The 19,240-nt window shown below is 64.9% G+C and carries 17 protein-coding genes and 4 pseudogenes; 11 read left to right on the top strand and 10 right to left on the bottom strand.

Annotation, left to right across the window (positions count from 1 at the left end; genetic code table 11):
- Window positions 1-8: 8 nt before the first annotated feature.
- A pseudogene (locus OHB49_RS43570) lies at window positions 9-359 on the bottom strand (enolase C-terminal domain-like protein); the annotation flags it as partial.
- A 968-nt stretch (window positions 360-1,327) separates the two neighbouring features.
- Here OHB49_RS43570 and OHB49_RS43565 point away from each other — a divergent pair.
- The 5 genes and pseudogenes from OHB49_RS43565 to OHB49_RS43545 all read left to right on the top strand — a co-directional run bounded on the left by OHB49_RS43565 (window position 1,328) and on the right by OHB49_RS43545 (window position 7,043).
- On the top strand, window positions 1,328-1,879 hold the full coding sequence (locus tag OHB49_RS43565; protein ID WP_329167129.1) for a site-specific integrase: 552 nt from the start codon (window positions 1,328-1,330) through the stop codon (window positions 1,877-1,879).
- A gap of 653 nt (window positions 1,880-2,532) precedes the next feature.
- Window positions 2,533-3,219 carry a helix-turn-helix transcriptional regulator gene (locus OHB49_RS43560; protein ID WP_329167128.1) on the top strand — a complete coding sequence of 229 codons (687 nt, stop codon included), beginning with the start codon at window positions 2,533-2,535 and terminating at the stop codon, window positions 3,217-3,219.
- A gap of 365 nt (window positions 3,220-3,584) precedes the next feature.
- Entirely contained in the window at window positions 3,585-4,895 is a 1,311-nt protein-coding gene (locus OHB49_RS43555; RefSeq protein ID WP_329167462.1) for an amidohydrolase family protein, read from the top strand.
- 279 nt (window positions 4,896-5,174) lie between these two features.
- Window positions 5,175-5,815, top strand: a pseudogene (locus OHB49_RS43550) (transposase); the annotation flags it as partial.
- A 337-nt stretch (window positions 5,816-6,152) separates the two neighbouring features.
- The gene (locus OHB49_RS43545; RefSeq protein ID WP_329167484.1) at window positions 6,153-7,043 is read left to right on the top strand and encodes a hypothetical protein; all 891 of its coding nucleotides are present in this window, start codon (window positions 6,153-6,155) and stop codon (window positions 7,041-7,043) included.
- 119 nt (window positions 7,044-7,162) lie between these two features.
- Here the strand turns inward: OHB49_RS43545 and OHB49_RS43540 are convergent.
- The 3 genes and pseudogenes from OHB49_RS43540 to OHB49_RS46070 all read right to left on the bottom strand — a co-directional run.
- Window positions 7,163-7,486 (bottom strand): annotated as a pseudogene (locus OHB49_RS43540) (transposase); the annotation flags it as partial.
- A gap of 149 nt (window positions 7,487-7,635) precedes the next feature.
- Window positions 7,636-7,998, bottom strand: a complete 363-nt coding sequence (locus OHB49_RS43535; protein WP_329167127.1) for a hypothetical protein — start codon at window positions 7,996-7,998, stop codon at window positions 7,636-7,638.
- A 74-nt stretch (window positions 7,999-8,072) separates the two neighbouring features.
- Window positions 8,073-9,085, bottom strand: a protein-coding gene (locus tag OHB49_RS46070) for an IS630 family transposase (protein WP_443079721.1) whose coding sequence is annotated in 2 segments (ribosomal slippage) — window positions 8,073-8,683 and window positions 8,683-9,085 — 1,014 coding nt in all. Because the reading frame shifts where the segments join, the coding sequence is not laid out codon by codon here.
- A 243-nt stretch (window positions 9,086-9,328) separates the two neighbouring features.
- On the opposite strand from OHB49_RS46070, the gene OHB49_RS43520 reads away from it, so the two are divergent.
- Complete coding sequence (locus tag OHB49_RS43520; RefSeq protein WP_329167125.1) at window positions 9,329-9,664, top strand: hypothetical protein; 336 nt, start codon at window positions 9,329-9,331, stop codon at window positions 9,662-9,664.
- A gap of 143 nt (window positions 9,665-9,807) precedes the next feature.
- A protein-coding gene (locus OHB49_RS43515; protein WP_443079468.1) for an IS5 family transposase occupies window positions 9,808-10,739 on the top strand; the annotation gives its coding sequence in 2 pieces (ribosomal slippage) (window positions 9,808-10,213 and window positions 10,213-10,739; 933 coding nt in all).
- A 602-nt stretch (window positions 10,740-11,341) separates the two neighbouring features.
- On the opposite strand, the gene OHB49_RS43510 is transcribed toward OHB49_RS43515, so the two are convergent.
- The 3 genes from OHB49_RS43510 to OHB49_RS43500 all read right to left on the bottom strand — a co-directional run bounded on the left by OHB49_RS43510 (window position 11,342) and on the right by OHB49_RS43500 (window position 13,123).
- Window positions 11,342-11,554 (bottom strand): hypothetical protein, encoded by a 213-nt coding sequence (locus tag OHB49_RS43510; RefSeq protein WP_329167124.1) that lies wholly within the window; start codon window positions 11,552-11,554, stop codon window positions 11,342-11,344.
- A 266-nt stretch (window positions 11,555-11,820) separates the two neighbouring features.
- A complete protein-coding gene (locus OHB49_RS43505) occupies window positions 11,821-12,405 on the bottom strand; it encodes an LAETG motif-containing sortase-dependent surface protein (protein WP_329167123.1) in 585 nt (194 codons plus the stop codon).
- Between the two features lie 382 nt (window positions 12,406-12,787).
- Entirely contained in the window at window positions 12,788-13,123 is a 336-nt protein-coding gene (locus OHB49_RS43500) for a transposase (RefSeq protein WP_443079720.1), read from the bottom strand.
- A 268-nt stretch (window positions 13,124-13,391) separates the two neighbouring features.
- Between OHB49_RS43500 and OHB49_RS43495 the strand changes: the two genes are divergently transcribed.
- Window positions 13,392-13,658: a hypothetical protein gene (locus OHB49_RS43495; RefSeq protein WP_329167121.1), complete on the top strand. Its 267-nt coding sequence runs from the start codon at window positions 13,392-13,394 to the stop codon at window positions 13,656-13,658.
- Between the two features lie 208 nt (window positions 13,659-13,866).
- Here the strand turns inward: OHB49_RS43495 and OHB49_RS43490 are convergent.
- The 3 genes and pseudogenes from OHB49_RS43490 to OHB49_RS43480 all read right to left on the bottom strand — a co-directional run.
- Window positions 13,867-14,451: pseudogene (locus tag OHB49_RS43490) on the bottom strand (transposase family protein); the annotation flags it as partial.
- 166 nt (window positions 14,452-14,617) lie between these two features.
- Window positions 14,618-14,983, bottom strand: a complete 366-nt coding sequence (locus OHB49_RS43485; RefSeq protein WP_329167119.1) for a VOC family protein — start codon at window positions 14,981-14,983, stop codon at window positions 14,618-14,620.
- Between the two features lie 277 nt (window positions 14,984-15,260).
- Complete coding sequence (locus tag OHB49_RS43480; RefSeq protein WP_329167118.1) at window positions 15,261-16,358, bottom strand: SgcJ/EcaC family oxidoreductase; 1,098 nt, start codon at window positions 16,356-16,358, stop codon at window positions 15,261-15,263.
- 488 nt (window positions 16,359-16,846) lie between these two features.
- Here OHB49_RS43480 and OHB49_RS43475 point away from each other — a divergent pair, with 488 nt between their 5' ends.
- From OHB49_RS43475 to istB, 3 genes are all read left to right on the top strand, one after another.
- The gene (locus tag OHB49_RS43475) at window positions 16,847-16,975 is read left to right on the top strand and encodes a hypothetical protein (RefSeq protein WP_329167117.1); all 129 of its coding nucleotides are present in this window, start codon (window positions 16,847-16,849) and stop codon (window positions 16,973-16,975) included.
- 75 nt (window positions 16,976-17,050) lie between these two features.
- Window positions 17,051-18,298, top strand: a complete 1,248-nt coding sequence (gene istA, locus OHB49_RS43470; RefSeq protein WP_329167116.1) for an IS21 family transposase — start codon at window positions 17,051-17,053, stop codon at window positions 18,296-18,298.
- The gene (gene istB, locus OHB49_RS43465) at window positions 18,298-19,101 is read left to right on the top strand and encodes an IS21-like element helper ATPase IstB (RefSeq protein WP_326603524.1); all 804 of its coding nucleotides are present in this window, start codon (window positions 18,298-18,300) and stop codon (window positions 19,099-19,101) included. Before istA ends, istB begins: the two co-directional genes overlap by 1 nt.
- The last annotated feature ends 139 nt before the right edge of the window (window positions 19,102-19,240 follow it).

Genomic DNA, 19,240 nt, shown 5'->3' with positions numbered 1-19,240 from the left:
CGCTGCCGTCACCCCTCCCGCGCGCACAGCCTTCGCATCGCCGTCGCGTCGTTGCGGTCGTGATGGGTGCCGTTGTCGTCGAGCCAGCGGCGGTGCAGCACCGCGAGCGCGTCGCTGTCCAGTTCGACGCCGAGGCCCAGGGCGTCGGAGACCGCTAGGCACCCGTCACGGACCGCGGGGCGGGTGGCGACGACGTCCTCGGTGTGCCGGGGGTAGTGGGTGTCGCAGGCCTGGTCCAGATGCGGCAGCATCGCGGCCACCTGGGGTCATAGCCGCGAAGCTGATGCCGAGGTGGGTATTGGAGTAGGTGCGAGCCCGACGACGTACGTGCGGCAGAGCGCGGCCAGTTCGCGCGTGCGCCTGCGCGGACAAGCATGGCCCGGCGTGCAGCGATGGCCGCCAGGGCACACCGTTGACCGGATCCCGTCGGCCAGGGCTGTCAGGTCTTGCGCCCGGCTGATGGCCCGGCAACGCTTCCCGGCCGCGTAGTACCCGCCGACGTTCACCTCGATGGGTGGGGAGCCGACGCCGATGCCGAGCTCAACAGCCAGTGCGGCGCCGGCGCCCGTGCCTGCTCGCCCTGCTCCCGCTCCCTTTCCTGCTGCTCGGCTGCCGCGATGGCCTCGTCGAGGCGGGCCAACCATATGGCGTACCAAGCCCGCAGGGTGCGGAGGCGGGGTAGGTCGGATCGCAGGTCGCACCGAGTGCAGCCTCTATCCTGCTGCTCCATCGTCCCGAGGGGGGATCCATGACCGACACCACGGCATCACCCGAACCTGCCAGACCTTAACTGCGGAAGCTCAGCAGCCGAGCGAAGGCAGGGATCGCCATGGGCGCCGTCCTGTGCCTTGCGGCTGGAGCCGGGTGAGGCTACTTCATCGGTCGCAGGACGACCGTGAAGGGCGCTGATACGGCAAGCTGCGATGAGACCGGGAAAGCCGTCCGCGACATCCACCAAGAATTCATTCAGGCGGGGGCGGGATCTGCGCAGGCCGCCAACATCGCACGCTCCCAGTTGAACATGGTCCTTCAGAACCCGGACTGCTTCTCGGCTCGGGGGGCGCGGAGAGGCGCAGACAGCCCTCGATCAGACGGCCAGCGCGCAGCAGGCCGCTGAGTCGCGCAGTCAGTGTGAAGCTGCAGCCGAACATTGGTGGGACTGCGGCCCCTGACCCGGACCGGTTGTCATACCGGCCCGATACCCGGACTCATCACTCGTGCCTATGGCTGGGCGCAGCTACGAGACCGCCCCGCCCCGAACAGCGCCCGGGTGGGGCGGACGTGCATTTCGGCTCCACCTGTCAGCGCCCATCGCTATCGTCGCCGCATGACGACTTCGAGGATCCCGTCCCACCACACCCTGTCGATCGAGGTGGCACGCGAAGCCCTCGCCGCGACCGCCGACGACGTTCTGCTTCAGGCCGGGACCCGGCTAATGCTGGTGGCCGGCCTCCGTCGCGGCGAGGTACAGGCACTGCAGGTGCGGGACTGGCAGCCGGGCGAGGACCCCCGGCTGACCATTCGTGACGGATGCTGCGAGCGGACCATCCGGATCGCCCCGTCAGCCGCCGTCCTACTGGATGGCTACCGGGCCGGGCAGACCGCGGATGCGGACGAGCCCTTGCTCCTTGGCCTGGAGCGTGAGGGAGCTCTGCCCCGTCTGTTCGGGAACGCAATGCGGCGGGCTGGCCTAAAGGTCGGCGTACACGACCTGCGCCATGCCGCGATCGCCGCGGCGCTGGAGGATGGCACGCCAATGTCACACATCGAGGCGTACTTCGGACTCGAGAAGGCGGAGACGCGCAAGGATCTGATGCCAGTTCGAGAGGGCTACGACCGGGGGATCGCTGCAGCTCTGGAGGCGTCATTCGCTAGCTGACCTGCACGGTTTGGGGCGCCCCGAAGCGCTCCGTTGCGAGAACGACGGGCGTTCGCGCTTCAGGAGAGCTCCTCCTCAGGGCGAGATTGTTGCCACGACACTGGACACTCAATCCCGATCGTGAGCATGAGGCGAAGCGCTGCGCAGAGCAGACCGGCGACGCATCCGAAATCCGCTGGCTCAGCTTCGGTCCGACGAACGTTAGGCTCCACAAGACGTCGGCCGTGGTCGAGATGAGGCAGCACGACGAAGCTCTGCTCTCACCCAGGCCCGGCAGATCAGCCCCCACCAAACGCTCTGCGGCTACCGATCAACCAAGTCCCTGACCGGGCGCCAGGGCAGGGGGCCGACCTGTCTGCCGCGCGAGAGATACCAAGACCTCGAAGCGGCCGGACACTGGATGTCGGTTATGGCGTGCCCGCCTGGCATTTCCGCTCAAGTGACTTGCCAGTACAGGCGCTGGGCCGGATGCACTCAGACTGTGACCTGTGCGGGTGGGATCCGGCTCGTGAGCCGGGCACCCGGGCCGTCTGCCCACCACCACGGCGGCGAGTTCATCTTGTCTGTGTGATGAGAATCATAAGAAAGAGGTCGAACTTTACGGCATGGGTTGCGTGGGGATGTTGACGGCACCTCGGAGAAGCGAGAACTCCATGCGCGATAACACGACATTCGCCCGGCAACAGGACGTGGAGGGGGGCCGGGAGAGCGCCCCCATCTCGGTCGCTCTTAGAGCTAGTGACGCGATCCTTGAGCATGGAATCAACGCCTACCTGACATCGTCTCCCCGCGTAAGCGTGCTGCCGCGAGGGAGCCTACTTGAGGCGGACGTCTCCGTGTTGGTTCTGAACAATATGGACGACGAATGGCTGAAGGTGCTGAAACACGACGCCGCTCGAACTTTCCATTACCCTATCCCTGTTGTGATCGTGGCCGACGCAATCAGCGAGAGCCAGCTCAATTTGGCGATCGAGTATGGAATGACTAGTTTTTTGCCTCGAAGTCAAACGAATCTTGATCAACTCGTTGATGCGGTTGTCGAGGCGAGCGCCGGGCATAGTCAAATGCCGGAGATGCTGGTGTTTCAACTGGTTGCCGAGTTGCGCCAGCGGAAGCGGAAGACAATCCTAGCGGAGGTGCTGCAAGATAGCGGAATGTCGGCACGCGAGATAGAAGTGCTTCGCATGCTATCGGAGGGAATGGATACGGGTGAGATCGCTGCAAGAATGAGTTACTCGGAGCGGACGATTAAAGGAATAATTCATGATGTTGTGAAGCGATGGAAGCTCAGAAACAGAACTCACGCTGTTGCGTATGCAATGAGGGTTGGTATCCTCTGACGCACTGTGTCTCCGTCGGATTTGCCCAGAATAATCGGCGGCAGGTCCAACAAGACTAGGAGTGAATCGGAACTCCCCTCACATTCTCCCCCGTCGGGTACTTCAGTATTCTTATTGCGCATCGAATGCGCCGATTTTTATGTGCTCATGTCAGGCTGAACTCGCCCAACCTTGGCAGATGTCATTAAGGTTCGGCATGGTCCGATCGAGATCCTTTGACCTGGCCGAGGGTTCATCCACTGGGCCGCGCGGAACGCACACTGGGGATGCCAGTATCAGCGTCAGAGCCAACTTCGTTGCCGGGGCACTGGTAAGGAATCCCCTTTCCAAGATACCGACTTGATGGGCTTGCTCCTGTGATGCCGATAGCGCAACGCTTCTTTGTCCCGGTGGTTCTGCCGGCCGATCCGGACTGCTCCGTACTTCGGGACGCAGTGGTCGACGTAGGCCCAGATGGGCGCATCACATACTGTGGTGCAGCATCAGCCGCTCCTTCGATCACTGAAAATGTCGCCTGTAGCGTCTTGCCCGGCATCCTTACACCTGGACTGGTCAATACCCACGCTCACTCTCCAATGACCATTCTGAGGGGTATAGGCGGCGACCTGCCGTCGATGGCGCGGCGCCAGAACGTAATCTGGCCAACTGAGGCGCGGATGCGGGCACGCGATGCCCGCGCAGGAATGCTGCTTGGGTGCATTGAAATGTTGCGGTACGGCGTGACTACCAGCGCTGAGATGTACGCTCATGCCGAAGAACTGGTGGAAGCAGCGCTTGAAGCGGGGAGCCGTGTACTCGTCGCGCCTGCCTACATCAACAGGCCAGGAATCGACTGGTACAGCGAGATTAAAGCTATTGGAAAGTGGATAGACGCAGATGGCTTGCGGTTCGGGCCAGGGGATCGAATCGAATTGTGTTATGGGCCTCACTCCGCCTACACCTTGCCAACCCAGGCGTTGCACGTGACGGCGGAAGAGTCCGCGGGCCGCGGAGCTCTCGTCCACATCCACCTTGCTGAAACCGTTGATGAAGATCTCGCGCAGCGGTGGGAGCACGGATCGACCATCCAGTTGCTGCAGAAGACAGGCCTCCTGAAGGGGCGGCTACTCGCAGCCCATGCCGTACACCTCTCCGACAATGACATACGTCTGCTGGCTGAGTCAGGCACTGGTGTAGCTCACTGCCCGGGGTCGAACGCCAAACTCGCTGCTGGAATGGCCCCGCTTCATGCGCTCCGTTCAGCCTCGATTCCTGTCGGTCTCGGTACCGATGGGCCTGTGAGTAGCGATGACCTAGACCTATGGGAGGAGGCCCGACTCGCGATGATGTTCTCGCGGTTGTCCATGTCTGACCCATTGGCGCTTACCGCGAAGGATGCGTTCTTGATGGCCACGGCGGGAGGGGCAGCGGCACTCGGAAGAACTGACATTGGAGCTCTGAGGCCTGGAAACTGGGCAGACATGACGCACATCGACGTGGACGGGCCCTACTTCGCGGCGGGCCTTGACGTCGCAGACGAGCAACTCTTAGCGAATCTCATGTGGGCGGCCGGCTCCCGGGCTGTGAAGGATGTGTGGGTCGCGGGTGAGCCCGTAGTTGTGAACGGTGAGACAGTCCGCGTTGACCGGATTGCTGCACAGCGTGCCTTAGCTGATGCCACAACTCGCATCCGGTGAGCAATTTGTCACGCGGGCGCGTCGGTGGACTTGGCACGCACTGGCCAGCCGTGGGGGACACCGCCGCACGACGGGGTTTCCTGATCTTGTTCTCTCAGTGGCTTTACAACCTGTTGTCTTCCGGGCTTGAGGACGACGTTTTCACTGGTTGGGCGCGGGAGCTGCAGTCCTGTGGGAGTGGTGGTGTGTCGTGTCGTTGCTCCAGGGGAGGTTGCGGATTCCGTCGGTCGTCGGGCTACTGGAACAGCACGAGCTCGCTGCTCGCCGTCGCATCGTGACCTCGCACTGAACACGGTCAAACGCTACCCACACATCGACGAGCCCGAGCGACTCATCCGCGCCCCCAAGTACCGGCACACTGCTTGATCCCTACCGCGACCACCTGCGCCGACGTCGCGAGGAAGACCCGGCCGTCCCGGTCAGGCATCTGTTCCGGGAGATCAAAGAGTTCGGCCATTTACGGCAGCCTCAACCTGCTCCACAAGTACATCAACCAGGGGCGTGTCGAGGCTGGCCGTCCGGCGCTCTCACCGCGTCGGCTGGCCCGCTACTTCCTCACCCGACCTGATCGCCTCAATCACCACCAGCGCGAACGGACGGAGACCGTTACCGCGGCCTGCCCGCCGATGGCCGCGCTCGCCGCGACGATTCACACCTTCGCCACACTGCTGAAGCCTGCGGAGGAGAACGACGCCCTGTGGAACACGTGGATCACCTCGGTGCAGGCCAAACCTGCTCCATTTGCGTGCCCTTCGCCTGTGGCCTCGAGCGAGACCGCGACGCTGTGACTACCGCACTCACCTGCCCGTTTCACAACGGTGGCACCGAGGGAGTCATCAACAAAACCAAACTGATCAAGCGCCAAGTGTATGGCCGGGCAAGATTCACCCCTTCTCCGCCATCGCATCCTCTCGGGATAACTTCGCCCTCCGCAAACACCGCAAGTGAGACGGATCCGTTAACTGGCCACTTCCCCGTCCGAGCGCACACCAGCAGATTTCGCGGCGCCGTCCGCTCCGGCGATAGCAAACGGCTAACCTCCCCTCGTCCTTGGGGCGATTACCACACTCCGCACTATGCATCGTCACGACAGGCCCCGGTCGGCGCGAACGGGAAGTCACAAGTGTCCTGTCGTGCAGATATTTCCCTGGAGCCCGTCTTGGGTCGTAAACCGTTCGTACTGTCGTCGACAGCGTTTCACTGACGGCGCTCCTGCCGGGCGCCGCCACCCTCCACGTTGCAGGGAGAACCGACGCGATGAGTGTTGCCAAGCAGTTCCCCGACACAGACCCCGACGCGGGCTCGGCATCCATTCTGCAGGATCTCCGGGGCGACACCGAGGTCCGGGTGCAACCAGTTCCCAGAGCCCTTGCCCGGATCGTACCGACGGGCGGACGCGGCATTGCCCGAGATCGGCTCCAACTGTGGAGCCTGTACGGCAGGCGATTCCGCCAGACCGTGTCGGATATGGCACGGGCCCTGCCAGAAGTCCGGAGCCCTCAGGGGCGTCGTCCTGACGACCGGCTCGCCGTTCTCGCCGACCTGGCAGCAGTCCACCTGCATCTGGCCGAGGAATGGGCATGGCTTGACGCGGCTCTACTCAAAGGGACCCCGGGTGCACATTTGCCCCTTGCTCGTTGCGTCGCCTCGGGCCTTCGCAGGCTGCCTGCCTATCGCGGTCCCGCGATCGTGCGCACCAGCATGGGCGCCAGCTTGACAGACTGGTATCGCGAGAACCGAGTCGTCGTCGATCAGGGCTTCTGGAGCGCGACGGCGTCGGCAGCCGCAGTCAGCGAGGGTGGACCCGGGTTTTTGGTCTGGTCACTAACGGGGCGTCGTACGGGAGCAGTCGACCCATATACCCCGGAGAGGTTGGTCTTTCTTCCTGGTACTCGTTTCAAAGTGCTGCAAGTGTTCGAAGGGCAGCGGCCTGTCGTGTTGATGCGCGAGATGTTCCCGCAGGAGCCCTATGAGCACCGTCGTGCGGATTCTGGCAGCGGCCATGGCGAATGGCTGGACGAGAGCACGGTGGCAGAGATGCAACGGGCAGCGGTAGAGCTACACCGGGCAGCGGCGGTGCCTTCCGTCCGCCCTATCGAGCTCATGGGACCGCGTGGCCGCCCCCCAGGGCTGATCGTGGCGAAGTAGGCGTTCGAGACCGCAGTATGAAGTGAACGCGCTGGGTGTTGAAGACGATGGCTTGTCGAACTTCTTGTGGCTGGCCAGGCAGTGGTGGATCTGGCCAAGCAAGAGATTCCACGCCGGCTCCGCGCCGGTCCCCCGCGCCACTGGCAAGGAGCACTACGTCGGTTGCCGCCCCTCTTCAGGTCCACCGTCTCATCGACCACCAGCACGGCGTCGGGGTCCTGGAGGTGTTCGTCCACGCACTCCCGCACGTCGTCACGGACAGCATCAGCATCCCGGGAAGCCTGGCACAACAAGTGCTGCATCCCTTGCGGGGTCGCCTCGCCGACCCACTTGGCGATCGTCCAGCAGTGCTGCGGAGCAGGTCCGACAACAAGCCCAGGAGCAGGCTCCGCGCACGGCGACGGGGGTTCGACCCGGGTGAACCGGCCCGCGATCTGGCTCAAGACCGCCTCGAAAAAGACTGCCGCCGGCTTACGGGATCTACGCTGTGGCCCGCGGACACCGTCTCTTCGCTACTGAACTTGAACTCGTGATGTCGGGTTGATCGTGGTGATGTCCTGGTCCGAGATTGTCGCGCACTGGCTGTTCGGGCTCACGGGGGTGCCTGGAGCCACCGACGCGCCGCAGTCAGATTGACCTCGATCTCCTCGCACCAGGAGCAGACCTCCAGCCACGACAGGTAGCCGACTTGCGTGAAGACCAGGACCTCGCCGGGGCAATCGCCGGCTTCGGTGTAAAGCTGTGCATCGGCAGCCACGACGGTGCCGGGACCGGTCGAGGCGGGCTCCACCTCGTTGGTGTTGAGCTCGAAATATGCGGTACCGCACCCGCATGTGCAGCGGGATTTCACGTGGAGGTGCGGGACCTGCCTTCGGAGCGCGGCGTGAACCGGCTCGTCCGTGTTGAGGACAAGCCCAAGTACGTCGGCTACGTCGTCGGGCAGGCTCTCGGTCATCGCGTCACCGTAGCTGACCAGTAGCGTTGTCTTCGACCGCATTCGGCCCGTCGCCCCTGGGGTGGCCGAGACGGTCACACGTCCAAGGCCAGCCCGGTGCCCGCAAGGCAGCCGTCGAGGACCTCGCGTCGGTACTGCAGCATCGTTAGCTTGCGCTTGACCGCGCGAGTGATCTGGGTAAGGTCAGCCGCGGCAAGGTTACCGATATCGCGCTTGACCAGCGACCAAATGCCTTCCTGCGGGTTGAGGTCGGGCGCGTACGTGGGCAGCTGGAACACGGTGAGCCACTCGGCGCTCGCGGCGATGAACTCGCGCATTCCGGTGGTCAGGTGGAGGCGGACGTTGTCCCAGACCAGCACGATCGGCCCGCCGAGCTGGGTGTGAGCGCGAACGATCAGGTCGCGAAAGTCCCGCCAGCCGAAGCCCTTCGGTTCGTCCTTGCGGCCCCGGTACTCGCGCATCGCGTAGATGAGCCGGGAGCGATCACCCGTCTTGTAGCAGGTCATGCCCGCCATCGACACCCGCCCCGAGCCCCGGCCCCGAACAACCGGAGTCCGACCGATCCGGCCCCAGTTCCTGGCGCGCGGCGGAGTCATCGACTGCCCGGCCTCGTCCTCGAAGACCACCCAGGCGCCGCCTTCCGCTGCGATGCTCTTACCCGCGGCCAGGTCTCCCTCCTCCACACCTCAACTGCATCGTCGTCGCGCTCGATGGCCCGCCGTGCGGGCTGCTGCCAGCTCCACCCGTGCCGCTTCAGGAACCGCCAGGTGCCCTCGATCGTGTACGAGACGTGGAACAGCCGGCCTATCACCGTCTTGATCCGAGCCAGCGTCCACCGCTGATCGGCCCAGCCGTGCGCAAGCGGACCTCGCTCCAACTCCCGCTCCAGCCGGGCGATCTGGCCATCGCTGAGTCGGGGCCGCCCCGGAGATCCCTTCGACAGCACCCCACCCTCGCCCTGCTCGCGCCAGGCACGTCGCCACCGCTCCACCGACCGCACGCTCACCCGTAGCGCGACAGCGATCTCGCCGTTCTTCTGCCCGCCCTCAAAGCGCTCGACGGCCTGCAGCCGTAACCGCTCCCGCATGGCTCTCTCGGCGTCGGTCAGCCCTCCGCCCTGCGCCTACCTCACATGCCTTGCCTATCGAACCCAAGCATCTACCGTCAGGCGAACGGCCCCGACATCACCCATTCAAGTTCAGTAGTCCACACAACTTACGGAATAGCAGCCTGATCGGCGGTCTGAGGTGTTGAGGATGAGGAGCGCAGTGCAGGTCGCTGGAGTCGATATCTACGTGAACCATGCTGTGCTGCACCTCGGGGCGACCGATTGGGTGCCCCTCTCCTCGCCCTGGCGGAGGCAGCCGCAGCCAGCGGCGATACCCACGTGGCGGTTCGAGTCCGGCCTCAGACGGGACTCATCAAGATACGTTTCTTCGTGCCGCAGTCTGAGGACCGCGAGGTAGCCGACCTCGCATTTACCACGGTCTTCGACGGCTCACTACTCCTGCTGGACGGCTGCATCGGCGGCGTCGACGTTGAGCAATCGACCCGGTACGTATACCGGGTGGGAAACCGCAGCGAGTTCAAGGTGCGCGTCGCAGTGGACTCCCCAGGCGCGGACGACCAAGCCAGCGACGTCACGATCACCCGAAGCATCACCTGACGCGGCAAGACGCCCGTGGTCGCAAGCCAGCGGCTCAGGACGTCCCGTCACGATGCCGCCGGTATCGCGATCGGGCGATGCGCTCTAGGCACTGTTTCTCGGATCTCCGGACGTGAGTGGGGTGTTGGGGTCAGGCTGGTTGCATGGGCCGTGGGGATCTGACGAATGCGGAGTGGGATCGGCTGGAGTCGTTCTTACCTCCTGGTGGTGCGCGTGGAGGTCGGTGGAGCGATCATCGGCGGGTGATCAACGGGGTTCTCTACAGGGTGCGGACGGGTGTGCAGTGGCGGGATCTGCCGGAGCGGTTCGGGCCGTGGGAAACGGTCTATAAGCGGCATCGTCGCTGGTCAGCTGATGGAACCTGGAAGATGCTGCTGTCTCGCATCCAGGCTGCCGAGGACGCCGCGGGCGGGATCGACTGGGATGTGTCGGTGGACTCGACGGCGGTGCGGGCCCACCAGCACGCCGCCGGCGCGAGGAAAGCGTCGGCGGCCGCGGTCCCTGAAAAGGGGGCCGGCCGGGGGACGAACCAGGTCGATCCGGTGCTGCGGAGACTGGCCGTCCGGCTGGAGGAGGTGGTCAGATCGGCGAGTGTCTGGGACGTTCCCGCGGCGGCTTCACCACCAAGATCCACCTCGTCGCCGAGGGACGATGCCGCCCCCTCGCTTTCGTCCTGACGCCCGGACACTACGGTGACGGCCCGCAGCTCGAGCGTGTGTTGGAGCAGGTCTCCGTGCCCCGCACCGGAGTCGGACGGCCCCGCACGCGACCCGACCATGTCTTGGCGGACAAGGCCTACACGTCCCGGAAGAACCGCCGTTACCTACGACGACGCGGAATCCGGCACACCATCCCCGAACGTCTCGACCAGCAAAGACACCGGCAGAACCGAGGTTCTCGAGGCGGCCGGCCCACCGGGTTCGACAGCGAGCGCTACAAGAAACGCAACACCGTCGAACGCGCCATCAACCGACTCAAAGGCTTCCGCGCCGTCGCCACCCGCTACGAGAAACGCGCCTACATCTACCTCGGAACCGTCACCCTCGCAGCCATCATGATCTGGCTCCGAACATGATCCGAGAAACAGTGCCTAGGGCACCCGGCCCGGCGTCGGACGGCACCGCCCCCGCACGACCGGAGTGATCGTGCGGGGCATCGGACCGCCCAGGCTGGACCGGGCACTCGGGGGCGTGAGGGAGCCCGCCCGCCCGCCCGCAACGGACCGGCCCCCTGGAGGGCCGTTGCCGAGCGGGAAGCGAAAGCGGGGGACCAGTGCATCCAACACCGTTCGGGGTGCGCCCAGTACGCGGCAGTGGGTCCAGGACTCACTCATGTGCACTGGCTAGGAGCGGTCGGGCGGCAGGGACAGCGTCATATGGTCGAAAAAGACAACGTGTTCATCTCCGGCCTCAGTGTGACTGAGGGAAGTCCGCACTCAGGGGAAGGCCACCCTGCCTCTGACGGGATCATTTCAGGGGCAGGGCGGCCTAGGACCGCCGTACGCACGGCCCCGTGGCCTCGGCGGGGAGCGCGAGGCCAACTGCAGTTCGCCCTCGAGGCGCAGAGAGAGCAAACTGATTCAGGCGGGCGGCCGGGGGAGTTGGCCGCCTCTTTCCTGCCATCCTCCACGGAGACAGGAGCCTTCATCGCTTACAACGGCGACGATCCGTAGCCGGTTCACGTCTGTGAGGATTGGTTTCGAGGCCATGGCGTCGGCCAGCGAGCGTGGCGAGCGAGAGTCTCCGTGAACGACACGTACAGGTAGTAGGCGTGGGTCAGGCCGCGGTTTTCGGTGCGGAGCTGAGGGAGCGTATCCCCGTAGTGGTCGGCGTACACGATGCCGTCCCGGACGACGTAGTAGCCGGTATCGAGCGTGCCGATACTTGCCACGCTGGGCCGGTCCCGCTCTCGCAAAGCGATCCGGCGCAGATTGGCCTGACCCACAAGGGTCAGGCCACGGTCAAAACGGTACGTCGAGGGCCTGAAGCGGCCCATGTGACCATCACGGCACAGGCGCAGAGATCCACGGTGCTTCGCGCCTCCACACCAAGGATGTGTTTCCCTCCGCGGCTGAAGCCAGGGATACCCACGCAAGATCGCGGATGGACGTGTCCTGCGGTCTGTTCGACCGCAGGACACGTGCTGCCTCGATGAAGTCAGCCGCGAGTGGCCGGGCGGCGCTTGCGGATCGCGACCAGGATGCCACCACCCGCCAGAACCGCAGCGACCGCGGCACCGGCGATCAGCGGGGTGGTGCTTGATCCACCAGTCTCTGCAAGATGCGGCGCAGGGGCGCTGGTCGACGGAGCGGGAGTCTCGGGCTTGGGCGGCTCAGTGCTCGGGGTGTCCGAGGGCGTCGGCTTCGTCGGAGGCGGTGACGTGACTTCACAGACCGGCGAGGTCCTGATCTCGTCACGGGAGTACCTCTCGTCGTCGCCGGCCTTCACGACGAGGTGCACTGGGACTGCGATCTTGTGCTCGGGCAGCTTCAGCGTCTTGTGGAACTCACGCCCGAACTCCTCAGTGGGCAACAGGTCCTTGCCGTCAACGGTGACAGTCACCGTGTTGATGACGTTGTCGTTGTATGCCGTGAGATCGATGGTGACCTCGGAACAGGTCACCTGCCACGTGGGTGTGTGGGCTGACACCGGAGTGGCACACAGGCCCACACCAACGAAACCCATGACCACGCCCGATATCAGGGCGCCCGAGCGCTTCCCCGCACGGGTGGGTGCCTTCATCTGTCCTCCACGCACATCTGTACATCAGGGGTTGATTCGAGCGGACAGTACTCCCCCCTGTACAACGCCGTGTACCCGTCCGCACTCTAGGGCGAGATGACGGTTCATTTGGGCTATGACCGGCACGATCCGGCGCGGAAGAACGGGCGCGCGGACGGTAATGAACCCCTTTTATCTTCGCCGCGTTGAGTTGTTTGAAGGTGCCTGCCACCACATCAGATCGCGGCAGGTGGGGACGGCCGTCTCGACTCCGCCATTTCCCGATGGTGGGGCGGCTCTTGCCTCCGAGTCAGCAAGCTGAGTTTCCCCGGCTCGGCAGCTAGCGCGGTCCTTCGACGGTCCTGTCCCTGCGTCCTCCCGCGGGCGGGGGCAGGACCATGGGTCACGTCCGGTGGCGTGGTGTATCGACGGTGACTCGGTGATCCGCTGTGGATGTTAGTCGGGCTGTCGGTTCGGTTGTCTCGGTGGGCTTTCCTTTGATCAGGTGTAGGCGGTAGTGGCCGAGGATCTCGGGTCCCATATGGCGGCGTTGTTTGGCCCATTCGTCGCTTTGCTCGGCCAGGATGGAGCGGATCAGGCGGCCGATGGCGCCTCGGCCGTGGAAGCTTCCGACGACGTCGGCCCGGCGCCTGATTTCCTTGTTCAACCGCTTCTGGGGTCGTTGGACCCGATCTGTTGCCACGCGTTTGTTCCGCCTGAAGGTGATCCAGGTGGCCATGTCTCAGGTGCCCTGTGACGATGACACGCCAGACAGTGGCGGCGGTGCGGCGGCAGAACAGTCGGCCGTGCCGGTTGATGAACTGGTGGCTCCGAGCGGGACCCTGAAGGGCGAGTTGGTGGACTTCTCCCAGTAGACCCGTTTCGCCAAGGAGCTGACAGCTCGTCTGCTTGCGGCGGGGGCTACGGAATGCTGGATGAGGGCGCCGCGGTGCGCCCCATCGATTCAGTTCGCTTTGCAGTACCGGCCGCACGACGGCACTACGGTCGTGGAGCGGTTCGTCGCACAGCGACGGCCGCGCCTGACCGAGGACGAGCCCGCGATGCTGATGAGCTGTCGCGACATCGTCGAGGGATTGTTCGAGGTTCACCGGACCGACGACGGCGCCGACACCGTCGTCCTCCACAACCTCATCGACGACCCGTCCAGGTTCGATTCGTACACCACCACCGAGCTGACTGCGGGGCCTGATGCGTTCGACCCGAGCCTCGACGTCGAGTTCGAGGCCGAGGAGCAGCAGCCGGCCGCAGCGTGAGCGGCGCGGCGGCACCGCAGGGTTGGGGACCCGCTCGGACCGGGAGGCCGGGCGGGGGAAGCATGAGGGTCACCGCGACCCCCCGCCCCCGGATGTCGCGTGACACACCGCAAGCATCCATGGCCGCTTAGAAGCAACGCCGTTCAGTTAGGGCTTGCAGAGAAGCAAACCGTAGCTTCCAGGTTCTGGCTCGTTGGTGTGCTACGCAGAACCCGTCGCCAGCGTTCTCGTAGCCAAGGTCGGTCAGGGTAGGGATGTCCAGCCTGGCGGCGAGCCGGTTGAGTGCGTCAATCAGGCCGTGGGTGCGGGCGCAGGTGGTTGCGTTCGCGGCCGGGGCGGACCGGGGAAACCCAGATCGGCCAGCCGTCGGGAGCAGAGATGACCTGGACGTTCGCGCCACAGTGCTTGTGGTTCCCGGACCACCACAGGTCGGCGCCCGGGGGCTCCGACGCGGTCGGTGCCGATGACGGTGCCGTCCAGGTTGAGGCGGGTGCATCTGACGGCTGCCGGGCGTTCAAGAGCGGTGGACGGGCCCGGGGCGTGGTCGACGAGCATGGACAGCCCTTCGCGCAGGTAGCGATAAGTCCGTGGGGACGGAGATCCCGTTGTTCAGGGCAAGTTGGGCCAGCCGGGCCCCGTCAATGAACCACCGCAGGACCAGGACGCTTTACTTGAAGACGCCCAGAGCGCGGGTGTTCTTGCCGATGCCAAGCCGCTCGCGGTGCTCGTGCAGCAACCGGGCCAGGGTCTCGGCAGTCTCCCTACCGACATTGAGCACGGCGATGTGGCTGATACTGGTTAATGTGTGAAGCCTCTGGCACTCTGGAACGCGATCTTCGCTGACCTGTTCCTACCAGGGGCTTCACCCATATCCGACACCACGTCACCCAGCGGCGGCCGACTCGGCCCCCGCAGCGTCATGCACTGCAACCATCACGTTGCCGAGGCGACCTCAGTGCCTACGGGACGCCGTAGCCGTGTTCCGACAGGTCGAACCAGTTGCCCTCCGGGTCAATTGCCCGGAACTCGGCGAACGGCCGCGTGGTTGCACGGAGGGCCGGTTCCTCCAGCCCGTCCGCTGTGAGGGCCGCGCACGTACTCGCGGCGTCGTCGATGTGGAAGCCGAAATGATTCAGCCCCACTGGTGCCTCACCTGCCATCTGGAGCTTCAGTAGCGCGAGGGTCAGATATCCGTCGCTCAGGAAATGGTTGCCCTCCGCGTCGCTGAAAAAGATTTCCATGGCGAAATGCTCGCAATAGAACTTCGCCAGGACCTCCGGATTGCGGGCGTAAAGAGCCAGGTGACGAAGTTTCGGCCGGGTCATGTCGTCTCCATTGTTGGTGTGCAGATCGTGGTCAGCAGCAGAAGCGGGGTTCGCATGAACGTGATCTGCCCGGCACCGGGCAACAGCAGCGTGCGCACGGCCGGATTCCGCGGAAACCGCTGCTGCACCGCATGCGGTTGCCGCGAATAACCGTGGGGTGAACGGGCCAGAGAGCGTACCCGGCGCCGAGGGAGCGCGGAGCACCTCGAACGTGTCCGCATAGCGCCGAGCTGCAGCCGGCGTCCCCGATGCTGTCCACCCCGCTCGGGAAAGCGCATCATCGAGACCCGCCCCGCGTCTGCGTCTTCATGCCCAAGTCCTCACCGGCCGTCCCCGTAGAACGAGGCTCGGGCGGTGGCTGCAGCGGCACCATGTTCATGAACGAAATGATCTGCCAGTCGCCGTGGCGTCTTTCGAGCACGGCCTGCGCATGCATGGTGTGGCCCGGATTGCCTCCCAAGCCCCGTGCCGGCCTTCCGTCCACGTGGGCCAGGCCAAATTCCACATGGGCGATGGCGATGTCCGGCCTCGGATTGCTCACCCGCTGCACGGTTGCCGTGAGACGAGTACCGGCGTACACCGTCTTGAAGAGTTGGCTGTGCGCCGCCGCGATCTCCTGGCTTCCTCTGAAGTGGTTGGAGCGCACGGACGTGAAGTCGGCGTCCGGGGCGAAGGCCCGGGTGAATGCTTCGGGATCAGCCCTGGACCAGGCGTGGACCATGTCCGCAAAGATCGAAGGAATTGCCTGGTCGCTGGGTGGGGGCGTCGCCTCGGCATTGATCAGGAACTGAATCGGAATCGGCACACAGTCGCCTGGCTCGGCACCAGGGCCCCACGCAGCCAGAGTGTAGTGAACATCCTGGTTCGGGCGCTCCAGGTAACAGATCATGTTCACCGGCCAGGAGGTGCTGCTGATCATGTAGGCATCCATGGGGGTGGGCGCCTCGCTGATCGTGAGCCCACGCTCAGCGGGCGGACCTATGCGATGCCAGTCGGGGTGCAGGTGGATGGACCCGAGAATGTCCCAGCCTTGCGCCTCGGCCTTTCGGCTGATGTTCAACAGGTCGGTGGAGTCGCACCAAAACCCACGGTGTTCGTTGTCGTAGGCCGGCCCGAAGCGTGGCACGATCGTCGACCTGTACTCATCCGTAGCGGCCAGTTCCGTGGCCCGCACGTTACGCCCGAACTCCACTCCATGGACCAGAGCCTCGCCCTTGACGAGCTCGCCGACCAGGACGGCGAAACACGATGGCGGCTTCTCGGGCGTACACGTCTCGTATGCGGACAGTGCGGCGCTGACGAACGGTTCAAGAGTTCGATGCCCCATGATCACAGCCGCGCCCTGAGCGCCTTCGTTCCCGGCTACTGGAATCATGGACTTGCTCTCCTATGCTCGATAACCACAGCCGATCATGAGGTCGTAGCAACTGCTGTTGCCGTAACCGTTGGCCCGAGCGCCTCGGTTGCCCGATCGCCGGCCGTAACGTCCATCGCTTTTCGTTGCACTCGTAGTTGCGTGCATCGTTGCAACCGTCATGCTCCGCATAACCTGCGCCCAGGGCCGCTCACAAGGACTCGGAGCGGCCCGGTCCGGCAGGTGGCTCCGCGTAGGGCACCCGCTGCCGCACCAGTGGACTCCACACCAAGATCTGCCACCACGAGTGGTCGGAGCGACCCGTTTGCGGGGCATGCCGCAGCAGCAGCCCGCGTATCCGCCGCCGCACGCGACTGCTTCAGCGAGCACTGCAGCCTGTTCAAGGTCTTCCGATCTTCCACGCCGTGTGACCCTGCTTCCCTTCGATTCGTGCTGGACCTGCCAGAGAAAACGGCTACAAGGACTATCTGGTTCACCACCAATCCAGCATGGTCGCTTTGATCGAGAAATACGTCGTTACCGACTGCCACCGCTTCGTGGTGGAGAGCCACGAGCCCGGCGGCGGATTGAGCGGTCGGCTCGAGGAGGCTGGGGAGCAGGTTGTCGGCGACGGCTGAAAAGTGGACCAGTAGCGACGCTTGAAAGTTGACCCCCTCCAGGGGTCTGGCTCGTTAGCCAGACCGGGAGGAGTGGTGATCAGCGTGGAGGACTGGGCGGAGATCCGCCGGCTGCACCGGGCCGAGGAGATGCCGGTGAGAGCCATCGCAAGGAAGCTGGGAATCTCGAGGAACACCGTTCGCAGAGCCATCGCGGACGACGCACCGCCGAAGTACCAGAGGGCGTCAAAGGGCTCGATCGTCGACGTCGTCGAGCCGCAGATCCGCGAACTGCTCCAGCAGTGGCCCGATATGCCGGCGACAGTGATCGCCGAACGTCTCGGCTGGGACCGGGGCCTGACCGTTCTCAAGGACCGGGTCCGCGAACTGAGGCCTGCCTATCGTCCTGTCGATCCAGCGTCGCGGACGGTCTATGAACCCGGCGAGCTGGCCCAGTGCGATCTGTGGTTCCCGCCGGCCGAGATCCCGCTGGGCTTCGGGCAGGTGGGACATCCGCCAGTGCTGGTGATGGTGGCCGGCTATTCGCGGTGGATCACCGCCCGGATGCTGCCGTCGCGGTCGGCGGCCGACCTGATCGCCGGGCACTGGCGGCTGCTGACCGACCTCGGCGCTGTCCCGAGGACGCTGGTCTGGGAAAACGAGGGAGCCGTCGGCTCCTGGCGGTCCGGCGGGCCACGGCTGACCGATGAGTTCGCTGCGTTCGCCGGGCTGCTGGGCGTTAGGTTCGTGCTCTGCAAGCCGCGGGATCCGGAGGCGAAGGGCCTGGTCGAGCGGGCGAACGGCTATCTCGAGACGTCGTTTCTGCCGGGGCGGGTGTTCACCTCGCCGGCTGACTTCAACGTCCAGCTGGCCGACTGGCTCACCAAGGCCAACCGGCGCATCCACCGCACTCTGCAGGCCCGGCCGTCCGACCGGCTCGAGGCCGACCGGTCGCGGATGCTGTCGCTGCCTCCCATCTCTCCGCCGGGCTGGTGGAAGGCGTCGCTCAGGTTGCCGCGGGACCACTATGTCCGCCTGGACACCTGCGACTACTCCGTCCATCCGCTGGCTATCGGCCGCCGCGTCGAGGTGGCCGCCGACCTGGACCAGGTCCTGGTGACCTGCGGCGGAGTCGAGGTCGCCCGACATACCCGCTGCTGGGCCAGACACCAGACGATCACCGATCTCGACCATGCTGCCGCTGCCGTTGCCGGCCGCAAGACGGCCGGTGCGAAGCAGATCCCCGCGGACGTCGCTGAGGTCGAAGAGCGGTCGCTCGAGTCCTATGACCGCATCTTCGGCGTCATCGACGGCGGACTGATCACCGGTGAAGGGGCAGCTTGATGAGCTCGAACAATACGAAGCAGGCAGGCAGCAATCGCGATGTCACGTCCGAACTCATCTATCTCACCAAGGCATTGAAGGCTCCTGCTCTGCGAGATGCGGCTGCCCGGCTTGCCGATCGGGCTCGCTCGGAGGAGTGGAGCCACGAGGAGTATCTGGCCGCCTGTCTGCAGCGGGAGGTCGCCGCCCGCGACTCTCACGGCGCCGAGGGACGCATCCGAGCGGCTCGTTTTCCTTCCCGCAAGTCGCTCGAGGACTTCGACTTCGACCACCAGCGGTCGGTCAAGCGCGAGGTCATCTCTCACCTCGGGACGCTCGACTTTGTCGTCGGGAAGGAGAACGTGATCTTCCTCGGACCGCCCGGAACCGGCAAGACCCACCTGGCCACCGGGCTGGGGATCAGAGCCTGCCAGGCCGGCCACCGGGTCGCGTTCGCCACCGCCGCCCAGTGGGTCACCCGCCTCGCCGAGGCCCACTCGGCAGGGCGGCTCAGCGACGAGCTCACCCGTCTCGGCCGGATCCCGCTGATCGTGGTCGACGAGGTCGGCTACATTCCGTTCGAGCCCGAGGCCGCGAACCTGTTCTTCCAGTTCATCTCAGGAAGATACGAACGCGCGTCCGTGATCGTCACCAGCAACAAGCCCTTCGGACGCTGGGGCGAGGTCTTCGGCGACGACACCGTCGCCGCCGCGATGATCGACCGCCTCGTCCACCATGCCGAAGTGACCTCCCTCAAGGGCGACAGCTACCGGATGCGCGGACGCGACCTCGGACGGGTTCCAGCAGCCAGCACCGGGGAATGACCAACATCAACTGACCGACCGGGGGTTACTTTTCAACCGTCGAAAGTGGGTCATGATTCAGGCGTCGCCGACAGCAGGTGCCACTGCTAAGGGCTGTCCCGCAATCCCTGGCGGGCGCACTTGGAGCTTCCCGGTGCGC

Source organism: Streptomyces sp. NBC_01717 (assembly GCF_036248255.1).
Classification (GTDB): Bacteria; Actinomycetota; Actinomycetes; order Streptomycetales; family Streptomycetaceae; genus Streptomyces.
The sequence above is the reverse complement of the archived record's forward strand: the minus strand, read 5'-3'. Positions and strand labels throughout refer to the sequence as shown.